The sequence below is a fragment of the Myroides odoratus genome (genome assembly GCF_001549985.1).
Taxonomy (GTDB): Bacteria; Bacteroidota; Bacteroidia; order Flavobacteriales; family Flavobacteriaceae; genus Flavobacterium; species Flavobacterium odoratum_A.
Map to the genome: position 1 here is coordinate 48,418 of NZ_LROZ01000010.1, position 12,033 is coordinate 60,450.

At 36.3% G+C, this 12,033-nt stretch carries 14 protein-coding genes; 2 read left to right on the plus strand and 12 right to left on the minus strand.

Features of this window, described 5'->3' with window-relative positions; all coding sequences use genetic code 11:
* The 12 genes from ureA to AWV75_RS11565 all read right to left on the minus strand — a co-directional run bounded on the left by ureA (window position 1) and on the right by AWV75_RS11565 (window position 10,355).
* Window positions 1-303: an urease subunit gamma gene (ureA, locus tag AWV75_RS11510; protein ID WP_002992410.1), complete on the minus strand. Its 303-nt coding sequence runs from the start codon at window positions 301-303 to the stop codon at window positions 1-3.
* Window positions 304-435: 132 nt separating this feature from the next.
* Window positions 436-822 carry a hypothetical protein gene (locus AWV75_RS11515; protein WP_060874509.1) on the minus strand — a complete coding sequence of 129 codons (387 nt, stop codon included), beginning with the start codon at window positions 820-822 and terminating at the stop codon, window positions 436-438.
* Window positions 823-1,087: 265 nt separating this feature from the next.
* A complete protein-coding gene (locus AWV75_RS11520) occupies window positions 1,088-2,158 on the minus strand; it encodes an SMI1/KNR4 family protein (protein ID WP_060874510.1) in 1,071 nt (356 codons plus the stop codon).
* A 96-nt stretch (window positions 2,159-2,254) separates the two neighbouring features.
* Complete coding sequence (locus AWV75_RS11525; protein ID WP_060874511.1) at window positions 2,255-2,842, minus strand: hypothetical protein; 588 nt, start codon at window positions 2,840-2,842, stop codon at window positions 2,255-2,257.
* A gap of 244 nt (window positions 2,843-3,086) precedes the next feature.
* Complete coding sequence (locus AWV75_RS11530) at window positions 3,087-5,510, minus strand: TonB-dependent receptor (protein ID WP_060874512.1); 2,424 nt, start codon at window positions 5,508-5,510, stop codon at window positions 3,087-3,089.
* Window positions 5,511-5,537: 27 nt separating this feature from the next.
* Window positions 5,538-6,044: a GNAT family N-acetyltransferase gene (locus AWV75_RS11535; RefSeq protein WP_060874513.1), complete on the minus strand. Its 507-nt coding sequence runs from the start codon at window positions 6,042-6,044 to the stop codon at window positions 5,538-5,540.
* Window position 6,045: 1 nt separating this feature from the next.
* The gene (locus tag AWV75_RS11540) at window positions 6,046-6,810 is read right to left on the minus strand and encodes an ABC transporter ATP-binding protein (RefSeq protein ID WP_060874514.1); all 765 of its coding nucleotides are present in this window, start codon (window positions 6,808-6,810) and stop codon (window positions 6,046-6,048) included.
* The gene (locus AWV75_RS11545) at window positions 6,807-7,805 is read right to left on the minus strand and encodes a FecCD family ABC transporter permease (protein WP_060874515.1); all 999 of its coding nucleotides are present in this window, start codon (window positions 7,803-7,805) and stop codon (window positions 6,807-6,809) included. The genes AWV75_RS11540 and AWV75_RS11545 overlap by 4 nt, the downstream gene beginning before the upstream one ends.
* Before the next feature lie 15 nt (window positions 7,806-7,820).
* Window positions 7,821-8,819 (minus strand): ABC transporter substrate-binding protein, encoded by a 999-nt coding sequence (locus AWV75_RS11550; RefSeq protein ID WP_060874516.1) that lies wholly within the window; start codon window positions 8,817-8,819, stop codon window positions 7,821-7,823.
* A gap of 4 nt (window positions 8,820-8,823) precedes the next feature.
* Window positions 8,824-9,282 (minus strand): hypothetical protein, encoded by a 459-nt coding sequence (locus tag AWV75_RS11555; RefSeq protein WP_060874517.1) that lies wholly within the window; start codon window positions 9,280-9,282, stop codon window positions 8,824-8,826.
* 7 nt (window positions 9,283-9,289) lie between these two features.
* The gene (gene hypB / locus AWV75_RS11560) at window positions 9,290-9,997 is read right to left on the minus strand and encodes a hydrogenase nickel incorporation protein HypB (protein ID WP_060874518.1); all 708 of its coding nucleotides are present in this window, start codon (window positions 9,995-9,997) and stop codon (window positions 9,290-9,292) included.
* Between the two features lie 13 nt (window positions 9,998-10,010).
* Window positions 10,011-10,355 carry a hydrogenase maturation nickel metallochaperone HypA/HybF gene (locus AWV75_RS11565; protein WP_060874519.1) on the minus strand — a complete coding sequence of 115 codons (345 nt, stop codon included), beginning with the start codon at window positions 10,353-10,355 and terminating at the stop codon, window positions 10,011-10,013.
* 590 nt (window positions 10,356-10,945) lie between these two features.
* Here AWV75_RS11565 and AWV75_RS11570 point away from each other — a divergent pair.
* Window positions 10,946-11,242 (plus strand): hypothetical protein, encoded by a 297-nt coding sequence (locus AWV75_RS11570; RefSeq protein ID WP_060874520.1) that lies wholly within the window; start codon window positions 10,946-10,948, stop codon window positions 11,240-11,242.
* 205 nt (window positions 11,243-11,447) lie between these two features.
* Window positions 11,448-11,981 (plus strand): GNAT family N-acetyltransferase, encoded by a 534-nt coding sequence (locus AWV75_RS11575; RefSeq protein WP_060874521.1) that lies wholly within the window; start codon window positions 11,448-11,450, stop codon window positions 11,979-11,981.
* Window positions 11,982-12,033: the final 52 nt, after the last annotated feature.

A 12,033-nucleotide genomic window follows, 5' to 3' on the forward strand; every position in this document is an offset into this window, starting at 1 on the left:
TTAACGTATAGGATTATGCACCGTTACTAACTTTGTTCCATCGGGAAATGTCGCTTCAATTTGAACGTCGTGAATCATTTCAGGAATTCCCTCCATAACATCCTCACGCGTTAATAAAGTAGCACCATACTGCATGAGTTCAGCCACAGTTCTTCCATCACGTGCAGCTTCTAAGAGCTCACTGCTGATATAGGCAATCGATTCGGGGTAGTTTAATTTTACCCCCCTCGCCTTGCGTTTTTTAGCCAGTTCCCCAGCTAAATGCAAAAGCAATTTTTCCGTCTCTCTCGGTAATAAATGCATAACTATTTTTTAATTAAAATTGAACAATAGATGAGTAGCTACCCTATTTTAAACTAGGTAGTTACCATAAAAAAAACATGCTTTTGTAATAAAGGTGGTATCACTTTTAGGAAGCGATCTCATCTGAATCGTTTAGGCTAAACGATAAGGAATCTTAATCGATTGATATAACAAGTACTTCGCTCGATGCTGTTGCAACACGATAGTAACTTGTTGTGCTCCTACCAAAGGTTTAGTCCAAGCTAACTCAAAAACAGAAGTCATAAAAAAATAAAACGAATCGCTTAAGTCGATCGTTTGAATAGGAAGATCTTGGTTCTCAACGGAAGTAATAAGTTCTAGATTTACTTCAATGGAACAAAAGTCAACACTACTCTCTTTTTTAGGGGTTGAATTGGATATAAAAGTTTGATCCAAGACGACAACATGAGACTCTACTTTTGCATGTTGATGGGCAAATCCCAAGCCAAAACGCAAAAGAAAAAAACACAAAACGAATAGTCGAAATAATGCTTTCATAATAGTCTTACACCTTGTTTTTAATTACGCAACAAAGATAAGTTCAATCGGGGTTCATAAATAGCACAAATCTTGACTAAGCTAGGATAAAATAGGCAATTCTTGTGCCTTTTACAGCTTATTCATCACTTCGCCTTCCTAATTCTCTTTGTTCTATTCACATAAAGTAGACAGCACTATTTAAAAAGATCTATTGTTTAGTATTGGCCATCCCATTTGTTTGAAAGCGCAGGCTTGCTGTTCCCTTTTTTTTGTGATTTTTAAATTAAAAAGCGCCATTTTCTAGAATAAACTTATATTTTTCAGCTTGTTCTTGCTGGATAGAAGAAATTGCACGATAAATCAATTCTTCTAAACTTTGTGCAACTACCATACGAGTCCAGGCTTCATTTTGCAATTCAATAATTTGTCCATACCCCCCTGTTTTACTCGGATCGGTGTCAAACAATAAATAATCGCCATTTCGTCCTTCTGCGAAAGGAATCCATCCTTTATTCGCATAACTATTGCATTTCAGTTTAGTATCAAACTGAGCTTTTGTTTCTTCATCAATCTCTTCCTCTTCGTCAAAAAGTTCCTGTATCATCTCCCACTCATGAGGAATACGGTCAAAAGGTAGTAGATCATAATCCCAACCATTTACGTGTATACTAAAAGCAGAAGTTACAGCATCCCATTTTACATTACCCGCTTTATAAAAATTAACTAAATGTAGAGGTAATTTTATTTCGTCAAACTCTGCTTCCACTTGAGTCAATTGCTCTTGTGTAAGGCCATGAGTCAGATTGTAATAGCGATTATCCGAATCAATAACTTGTTCAATTGCAGTTTTCCAATCCTGCCAAACGACGTGTAAATAGGCAAAATCCTCTTCCAAAGGCAAGATCTCAACAGACTCCACTAAGGGTTCTTCATATGCACTTAAGGAAAGGGAATGTAGGATTGTATCGCGAATGGAATACCAAACGGATACATCCTGAAACACAAAGGCACCCGACGAATCACCGTCCCATAGTTTAACGCGTTCTTTTTTATGTGTATCATAATAAACACGAGGATCTACTTCTCCATTCATAATAAATAGACCACTAAAACTAGAACGGACTGCACTCGTATACTCTTCCACTTGATAGGTAACCTCAAGAGTGTCAATGCCAATGCTGTCTTTTGAAAACCCTCGTAATCCCAAATCATGCCAAATATAAACCTCATTGTATTCACTCGGAAAAACAACTGGAGGTCCAAATAGCTCAATTAGCGTTTCTTTTTTTAGCGGAAAGCTATACTCCTTTCCATTGATTTGAAGGCCTTTAGAAGTACACTCAAAATGTATCATATCGATGCAGTTTAAAGGTGCAAGATACTCTTTTTTAGTACTTTTTTTAAGACAATTCAGGTAAATAAAAAGAAGTAAATAGTGAAGTAAGGTAGCTTAAGCTAGTGCTTCAGTAATATAAAATTTATCACAAAGTGAATCGATAATCGTCTCAAATAACGCTTTTAAAGCAATTAACTCATGTTCTTCTAATCGTTTAGACTCAACATATATCGCTACTTCATACTGACTACCAATTAAGGGATCTCCCCAGATTCCGTCTTGCGTATCTATAAATAAACCTTCTATGTTAAGGTCCAATAAGCTTCGTCTAATCGCGGGAGATAAGAAAACACAAGTATTAGGATTTGTCGCATGTACATGATACTGACGATCAAATTCAGCATCTAGTGTTCGATATAAATTACCCGTAAATATATTAATTAAACGATTTAAGAAACTTGCTTTTTCTATTCGAATCTTTAAGGATTGAGGATAATTAAATTTACAGTAAACACGAGTAATAAAAGACTCGTAGCTTCTAGTACCCACTGTACTAGTAAAATAGTAATTATCAAAAACAATAGAAAAACCTTTATAGGTGTAAATTGCTTTTGGAGAATACCAATATTGTCGTTCTACAAACTCGGCTTGAATAGTATCACTAAATGCTTTCCAATATACATTGTCCTTTTCTGTAAACATAAGTTTTAATTTGAGTCAATAAATATAAATTTAGTATAAAATATTTGATTTTTTTAATAGAAAAGGCGCTAAATCCTTTTCTAGCTAACGAATTTTTAGTTACCAAATGAGTCTATTGTTTTTTTGTTCCATGGTTTCGCTTATCCTGGCATCCCATAGCATTAAAAAACCCTCAAGAAATTTTACTTCCTTTGAGGGTTAAAAGTAACTCAAGTAAAATAATTCGTTTGTTTCTAGGATAAGGTTAAAAATTATAGCTTAAGGCTACCATCACATTACGAGGAGCTCCAGCAAATACGCGGGTATAATCAAAACCACCTAAGAAATAATACTTGTCAAATATATTATTCATATTTACGGCTAATTTAAACTTATCCAGGTGATAATATACCGCTGCATTCGCTGTAGTATAAGCCGGAAGATACCCCCATGTAGCATTTCCATCGGCATCTTTGCCTACACTTTCACTCAATCGTCTTTGATCAACATAATAAGCCCCTACACCAAATCCTAAGCCTTTCAAAGCAGTATCTGAGAATACATATTTCAACCAAACACTAGCGGAGTTTTTCGGTGCTCCAGGTAATAGTTCTTCTTTTTCTGAAGGGATAGCCGATTCCTTAATTTGTGTATCATTGAAGGTATAATTCGCCATGATTTGAAATTCCTTGGTAATTTGTCCACGTACATCTAACTCTACCCCTTGAGAAATAACTTTTCCCGATTGTCTGTAAACAGGTAATCCTGCTTCAGTGAGTTGTCCTGTTCCAAGAAGCATATCTTTTCGTTCAATGCGGAAAAGCGATAGATCCATTTGCAATTGATTTGCAAAGAAACCCGTTTTTAAACCTGTTTCTATTTGAAAACTACGTTCTGATTTGAAAGCACTGTCTGCACCATAATCTTTATAATTCGAAACAAAGTTGGCTGCAATTGGCACATAACCTTGGGAGTAGCTTGCAAAATAGTTGATTTTATCATTGATGAGATACGTCAACCCTACACGAGGTAACCATACATTTTGTGTCGCTTTAAATGTCTCTTTGGGATCTGTTGTTTCTGATTGATAGCTTTCATGTCTTACTCCTAGAACCATTTTTAATTTTTCCCCAACCGAAATTTGATCTTGAATATAGATTCCCGTACTCTTATAAGGGCTCATAAAAGGATATTGTGTATTCGATCGCCAAACGTAATTTGTGATATCCGCTCCTTGGTATACAGGATTATTCATGTCAAAGGTCAACGCTACCGTTTCTCCATTTACGTTTTTACTACGCGCTTCTCGTTGGTAGCTATTTTTATCCCCTTTGTATTGAGCATAATCAATTCCCACTACAACATGATGATCCAAATACTTGCCATAGGTATCCCATTTCAAATAAGACACAAAATTATCCGTATACTCCTTCCCATGGCGGTCAAAAAAGCGCAAATTGACAATCGTATTTTCTGGATTAGCATATGTATTAAGTGTGCGATGTTCATTTAAGTCCTCTTCATAGATGGACTTCATATAGTTGACATGTAGATTTAAATTGTCTACAATACGCTGGGTCAAACGCCCACTAATCGTTGTCGTTTTTGTTTTAAAATAATCTGAAGGCTGACTTAACGTAAACGTACGCGGTAAACCATATAAATCTCCCCCTTTAGTACTCATTCCGCGATCCAAATACCCATTGAATTGGTCAAATACTAAATCGACATCTAAGGTAGTTCCTTCAACCGGTTTAAACGTAAACGAAGGCGCCACTGCAAAGTTCTTGCGGTTGTTGATATCTCTAAATGTTTTGGAGGTTTCATATCCCGCATTCAAACGATATAAGATTTTCTTTTCTTTGTCTAATGGACCACCCACATCAATAGTTGTACGGAGTGTTTCAAAACTCCCTGCTGAGAAAGAAAGAATTCCTTTGTGTTCTTCTCTCGTTTTTTTAGTGACCATATTGATGGTTCCACCCGGTGCGATATCTCCAAATAAAGAAGCCCCAGGTCCTTTTAGCACTTCGATACTCTCAAAGTTAATCGTCATTGGTGAACGGTAATAACTCTCTCCAAAACCATAAGCCGAACGCATTCCATTAATCAATCGAATCCCATTGTCATACCCACTTTTAAAACCGCGGATTACAAATTCATCGTAAACAGATGCTTGTGTAACCCCAGCTAAATCTGGAATAACATCAGCCACTTGAAAGACTTGTTTATCTTCCATTAACTCACTAGATACAATCGAAATTGATTGTGGTAAATCTTTAATTCGACCATTGTATTTCCCACCTAAAACCGTAGAATTCGTTAAATAAGAATTATCTCGTCTTGAGGTTACAACAATTTCATCCAATTGATTCGTATCCTCCTCCAATTGAACTACAAAACCTGCTTTGTAATTGGCTTCTGTTAGGGTTACTTGCTTGGATTTATACCCTGGAGCGTGAATCTGAATGACCAATGGAAAATCTAATGCAGTTGCACTTTCAAATGCCCCTTCTCTATTGCTTTGTTCAATATGATGCTGATCTAAAACCACCGTTGCTGCAGCAATGGGGTTGTTTTTCTCTCCTAAAATACGCCCCGCAATACGCTGTGAGCTTTGTGCCATAAGCACAGCAGGAAATAAAAGCAATAATGCCCCTATTCCTAGTTGTTGTATCTGTTTTTTCATTGTTTTAAATTATATAGTAATCAACCGTCAACCGTCAACCATCCTATCCATATGCCAGGTCGTAAATCCCCCGTCTATGGAAGTGGTACGATGCTGAAAGCCTTGTTTAAGCCAATACTCAAAAGCGCCTGTCAAAAAAGGATGTGTATGTAAATACAAACATTCAATCTCTTTTTCTTTGGCTACTTCAACTAAAGCTTGAAATAGTTGAGTTGCTAATCCCGTTCTTCGATAAGCAGGTTCAACAAAAAGGCGAGCAACTTCTACCGTTCGTTGATGCTGATAATCAAGGTAATCAAAACGGTAATCATAAGGCATCATGCCAATGACGCCGATTAATTCCCCTTTTTCATTATTCGCTTGTAGAAAACACCCTTGAGAATGATCCAAATAAGTTGCCTTAAAATAAAGTAAGTCATTGGGAATTTTTGTATTGTCAAGCATAGAGAATAAATGCTGGCGAAAAGCTTTGACATACGTCAGCACCTCTTCCATTTGACGTTCGCCTACCCTTGTTATGGTAATTTCAGACATATTAAACTTCAATTAAGGGCATAAACATTAATTTGCCCTGATTATTAAGCGGATGCAAAGGCAATTGATACGTTTCTTCTAACACTTGCTGAATTTCCTTATTTTCGAGAGATTGAATATCAATTAATCGATTATTTTGCATCAAATAAAAACGATCACCAAACATAAAAGCCAGATTGGGATCATGCATAACGCAGAGAATCGTTGTTCCTTCATTAGCCAATTGTTTGATGCATTTCAAAACCGCCACTTGGTAATGTAAGTCGAGGTGATTTGTTGGTTCATCCAACATCAATACTGCTGGTTTTTGAACCAAAACACGACAGAGTAAAACCAATTGTCGTTCTCCACCTGAAAGTGCGGTATACGGTTTATCGATTAAATGAGACAATTGAAAACGAGCTACGATTTCTTCCACTTCTTGCTGGTCTTCTGTCGAAGGCTTAAAAGCAGAGAAAGAAGCGCGTCCCGTTAAGATGACTTCCCGTACGGTAAAAGGAAAAGTCGTTTGATGAAACTGGTTTAAAAACCCCAATCGAATAGGGTGTATTTGTTTCCCTTTTCGCTCGATGCCATCAAAGAAAACCTGACCTTGGTATTTTTTTTCTAACCCAGCCAAGATGTTGAACATGGTTGACTTGCCACTGCCATTTCGCCCTAAAATGATTGATAATTTCCCTTTTTCAAAAGAAGCATCGACTTGATCCAAGACCAATTGCTTCTCATAAGCAAAGGATACCTGGTGTAACTGAATAAACTGTTTCATGCATTCCACTGGGTTAAACTTTTCTTCATGAGATAAATAAAAATTGGCGCTCCTATTAGCATGGTAAACACACCAACTGGAATTTCAAAAGGCATCACAGCACGAGAAAAATCATCAATGACTAGTAAAAAAGAACCGCCAATGCTAATATTCGCCCAAACGCCAATGGTATTGTTGGGTCCAAAGATCATCCTGCTGATATGAGGGACAATCAAACCAAATAAACTAATAACTCCTACAGCTGCTACAGCCGATGTGGTAATCATGGTGGCTACACCAATCAATAGAAGCTTGAGGTATTTTGGATTTACCCCTACAGCTAATGCTTCATTATCCCCTAACGCTAAAAGATTCAATTTCCAACGCAAGAGCAAAATAACCAACAAACCAATTAAAATGGGTGCAAAAGCCGTATGTACTTTCGCCCAAGAAGCGGTATGTAGATTTCCCATGGTCCATTGTACAATTGCTTGTAGTTTATACGGGTCACTTAAATATTGCAACAAGGTTAGTAAAGCCGTAAAAATACCAGAGACAATGATTCCTGATAAAACCATACTGACAATAGAGGTTCGTTGTCCTGCATAAGAAACCATATAAGTTAAAAGAACAGCAAACACACCAAATACAAAGGCAGATACATTGACTGAAATAAAGGGAAATAGCATAGCTAAGGCGGCACCAAAAGCAGCACCAGAAGAAATCCCCAGGGTAAAAGGATCTACAATAGGATTTCTAAATATAGCTTGCAACACGCCCCCAGATACCGCCAAAGCGGCCCCTACCAAAAAAGTTAAAATAATTCGGGGTAAACGCACCTTCCACAAAATCGTTTCAATGGGATCTATTGTATCTCCTGTATGATGTAGCGCTTGACTGATATAATGAACTAATTCTACAGGTGAAAGATTCGTTGTAGTTCCCAACAACAGGGAACCAATCAGCAATAGAATAGGCACAATCCCCAATAAAATAAGAGTAAAACTAACTTTCATATAGCAAGTAAACCTTTAATTTTTAGTAGCGTATAGGGTGTGCATCGCTTCCATTAAATCTGCTTGTAAAGCTTCTTCAGTATAGGCGGGATAGCTCCACTGCCTTACCTGTTTAGCAAATAATAAAAATTTTACGGTATGAGGATCAAATAAAAAAGACGGCTGCATTACTTTTACTTGTTTATGAACAACTGCGGGTAAATTCGCTAATTCACTTAATTCATATACATCACTTTCATTAGAATTCCATAATAGAATGATATCCGGATTCCATTTGTATAGCATTTCTGCTCCAACATTGGGCGCTTGCATTTCGAGTGGACAAGCATTGACAGCCCCTGAAAGCGAAATAGCCATATCCATTAATGTTCCCTTTCCTGAAGTAGAAAGAACACGTCCTTTAGACCAAGCGTAATAGACTTTCTTTTGATTGGTTATTGGGGTTGCTTGCATTGCTGCAATTTCCTTTTGAATATAGGCTGTAATATTTTTAGCGCGTTCCTCTTTACCAAGTAATGTTCCAATTCCTTCTAACTCCTTCATAATACCTTCTTGATTCTCACTGGCAATGGTGTATACGGCAATACCCAAATTTTCTAATTGAGCCACCACTTCTTTATCTTGATCAAAAGTAAGTACAAGATCTGGTTGTAGTCCAACCAAAGCCTCCACATTCGAAGAACCCCCTCCAAAAGTTGGAGTAGCAATTTCCTTTTTGGCCATGCGACTATCTAAGGTTGAAAAAAAAGCAAAAGCATCTTCATTTAAATAAGTTTGCTGAGGAATCCCCACTAATTTATCTTGGGCATCTAGCATAAAAACATCGTCGACGAGCGCTTCATATAAAGCGACAACACGCGTAGCTGCTTTGGGTAATTGAACCTCTTTACCTCTACTATCAATGGCGTGTACTGCTGTGTCTGCATCAACAGCAGAAGGTGCCTTAGTCTCTTGTTTACAAGCTTGTAAGAGGCTTAAAAGGAACAAGAGCGGAAAGAAAAATAATTTTCTCATGAATCTATAATTGTGTATGTTGTTGCGTCAAAAGCTGCGTAGCATGCAATGGCTGTTTGACTAAGGTGATATAAGTTGGAAACTTTGCTGTTACTTGTTCGTATAACTGACCATCATAGGGCACCAATAATTGATTCTTTTCCTTTTCAATAAAAATTGGCAGGTGTCTATTGCCGATATAGTAAGTAAAATCTGCAATTGGCGCACCATTTGTTACTGAAAATTGAATGGCCCAGGTTGGTTTGATTACGACTTGAGCTACTACGAGGCCATTGCAATAAAGAGCGTCTCCTTGCTGCCAGATATGTGCCTCTTTTCTTTCGATATGAAGTTCAATCCCCTGTTTTGTTTTTCGCTTAAACAAGTGTTTTTGCGTTTCAAACCATTCGATTTCAAACCAATCAACTCCGTCAATGAGCGAATCTTGGAATTGAACTTCATCGATATAAATACTCTCTTGCATGGAGGAGTTATTCCGCGATTTGCGCTTTTTTAGCTTCTACACGAGCCTGTAACCATTCATACCAAACATCGATTCCCTCTCCATTCAATGTGCTGATAGTCAAAACCTCAATATTAGGATTCACTTCTCTTGCATCTAGGGTTACATTTTCAACCGTAAACGGAACATAGGGTAGTAAATCTGCTTTAGAGACCAACATCAATTCACTAGTTAAAAACATACGAGGGTATTTTTTAGGTTTGTCATCTCCTTCTGTTGTAGCTAATAAAGTGACACGATAATCTTCACCTAAATCAAAAGCAGAAGGACACAATAAATTGCCGACATTCTCAATAAACAATAAGTCAAGGTTTTCTAAATCGATATGATCTAAGGCTTGAAGAATCATTTGGGCTTCAATATGACACATTCCTCCAGTAACAATCTGAAGGGCGTTTAACCCTACTTCCTTCATGCGAACAGCATCGCGATCCGTTTCAGGATCCCCAACTAAAACAGCAATATTTAAATCTTTACCTAAGCGTTTTCCTGTTTCCTGCATTAACGTTGTCTTACCAGAACCTGGGGAAGAACAAACATTGATTACACATACATTTTTTAGACGTTGTCTAATTGCATTGGCTACAAAGTCATTGGCTTTTAATAAATGTAACGTCGTATTATCACATTGTAGTGAACCTACGCGATTTCCCAAACTTTTTGGATTTGATGCCATAAAAAATAATTTATTAGGATTGTTTGACGATAACTTTTGAAATATACAATTCATTGCCTTGTACAATGTTCGTAGAGGGGGTACCACAAGAACAGACAAAGCGATGATATTCTACTTTAAAATCTTTGTTACAGCTCTGGCAATGGGCAATAATATCTTGCACTACAACGTCCAGCTCCATGTGTCTATAGTTTTGATGCTCCGTTATAAAAGCATCAAACGCATTTTGTATCAAAACAGGTTGTACATTAGATAGTAGTCCTGCTGTAATTTCTATTTTTTGGATATCTTCTACTCTAGCCTCATAATGCTCTTCCAATGTAGAAAAGATATCTTTCACGATTGACAATTCATGCATCGCTTTCCTCTTTAATTCACTATATACATTCAACTAAAACAAATAAAGGCGCCTAGACTTAAGGCCCTTTTGATTTGACTATTAGCTTCAAGTCCTACACTAAAGTCAAATTTTATTCTCAGTCTTACTTCCTGGCGAAATAGTATTTTCTACCTTCTGAATGGAACTAAGACTTTAACTTTTCTTTACTAAATACTAGATCTGTGATAGAGGTTAGAAAAGTTATTGTTTATCTAGTTAAACACCTATATATCGGCAGTATTGATTAGATTAACGAGGCAAATGTAGTAACTGTTTCGATGTCAAAATAGCACAAATCTTGACTATTCTACCATTAAATAGGGATTTTGTACTGCTTGAAGACAGATTGCTTTTAAAATATGATTTTCCCTTCATTTATCTAAGTGTTATAAGTAAAATAAAAATGATTGAGGCTGAATTTAATCTTCTAATTTTTAAAAATACATAATTCTTAAAAAAATTAACATCAAGAATAGGTTTTGTTTTAAAATAATTAAATCATATATAATTTTAAAAATAAATAAAATATAAATATTAATTTAACATAATTAATTTAAAACTATATTATTATGAAAAAAGGTTTATTTTTAGCTGCAGCTCTATTTGTATTAGGAGCAAGCACAATGGTAGCAAGTACAGTTGCAACAGCTACAACAATTCAAAAATCAGTTGTAGAAAATAATGATGAAGTGGAAAGATCGGTATATCGTATTCAGATTTACGATAACCATACAGGAGAATTAATTCAAACCGAAGTAGGATGTTTCACTGGTGAAGAAGTAGTTCAATTTGCTGAAGACCTTATTGCTGGTTATGGCGGTTATAACGAAGCTTACGCTATGGTAGCTCTTCTAGGAGATTGCTAAAAACAGCAAAAAATTAAATACTAAAAAAGAGCTAGTTCAAAAGGATGAACTAGCTCCTTTTGTTTCTGTTTATTCCCCTTGGTTATCTTGTTTTTAAGTTATGATCTAAAAACAGGTGATTGACTTGATAATAGGAGTAGAAATTATCTGCTTATTTTGCATCAAGCCTGAGGTAAAATTATTATTTTTATAGAAACCTAAAGTCATGAAACATCTAGTAATACAAACCAATCGATTGTTGTTAAATCAACCACAAGAAACGGATATTCCTCTTTTACTGGAGATTATGAAGAATCCCATCTACAATAAAAATACAACCAATATCCCCTTTCCCTATACAGAAGGAAGCGCTCGTTTTTGGGTAGAATTAGCTGCACAAGGGTTAGATCAGAAAACTGCTTACATTTTTGCCATTCGCCTAAAAGGTCAATCTTCTATTATTGGGGGGATTGGACTAGGTATTAATAAAGTGAACAACAATGCAGAGCTTGGCTATTGGTTAGATGAATCTCATTGGAATAAAGGCTATGTAACAGAAGCAGCTCAAGCCCTATTGTCTTTTGGATTTAATGAACTTAACCTTAAACGAATCTTTGCTTCTTACTTTAGTTATAATGAAGCTTCTGGCCGAATTATGGAAAAAATAGGCATGCAAAAAGAAGGGCTTTTAAAAGCGTATACCTATAAAGATGGGGTTTATATTGATCATGTGCTATACGCAAGCATTAACCCGAAGTAAATTATACATTTGTTGATAGAAAAAGTAGTTCTAACATAAGGATTACCCTATA

Coding starts and splice junctions, on each gene's coding strand:
- ureA (WP_002992410.1), bottom strand. CDS start 303: ATGCATTTATTACCGAGAGAGACGGAAAAATTGCTTTTGCATTTAGCT.
- AWV75_RS11515 (WP_060874509.1), bottom strand. CDS start 822: ATGAAAGCATTATTTCGACTATTCGTTTTGTGTTTTTTTCTTTTGCGT.
- AWV75_RS11520 (WP_060874510.1), bottom strand. CDS start 2,158: ATGATACATTTTGAGTGTACTTCTAAAGGCCTTCAAATCAATGGAAAG.
- AWV75_RS11525 (WP_060874511.1), bottom strand. CDS start 2,842: ATGTTTACAGAAAAGGACAATGTATATTGGAAAGCATTTAGTGATACT.
- AWV75_RS11530 (WP_060874512.1), bottom strand. CDS start 5,510: ATGAAAAAACAGATACAACAACTAGGAATAGGGGCATTATTGCTTTTA.
- AWV75_RS11535 (WP_060874513.1), bottom strand. CDS start 6,044: ATGTCTGAAATTACCATAACAAGGGTAGGCGAACGTCAAATGGAAGAG.
- AWV75_RS11540 (WP_060874514.1), bottom strand. CDS start 6,810: ATGAAACAGTTTATTCAGTTACACCAGGTATCCTTTGCTTATGAGAAG.
- AWV75_RS11545 (WP_060874515.1), bottom strand. CDS start 7,805: ATGAAAGTTAGTTTTACTCTTATTTTATTGGGGATTGTGCCTATTCTA.
- AWV75_RS11550 (WP_060874516.1), bottom strand. CDS start 8,819: ATGAGAAAATTATTTTTCTTTCCGCTCTTGTTCCTTTTAAGCCTCTTA.
- AWV75_RS11555 (WP_060874517.1), bottom strand. CDS start 9,282: ATGCAAGAGAGTATTTATATCGATGAAGTTCAATTCCAAGATTCGCTC.
- hypB (WP_060874518.1), bottom strand. CDS start 9,997: ATGGCATCAAATCCAAAAAGTTTGGGAAATCGCGTAGGTTCACTACAA.
- AWV75_RS11565 (WP_060874519.1), bottom strand. CDS start 10,355: ATGCATGAATTGTCAATCGTGAAAGATATCTTTTCTACATTGGAAGAG.
- AWV75_RS11570 (WP_060874520.1), top strand. CDS start 10,946: ATGAAAAAAGGTTTATTTTTAGCTGCAGCTCTATTTGTATTAGGAGCA.
- AWV75_RS11575 (WP_060874521.1), top strand. CDS start 11,448: ATGAAACATCTAGTAATACAAACCAATCGATTGTTGTTAAATCAACCA.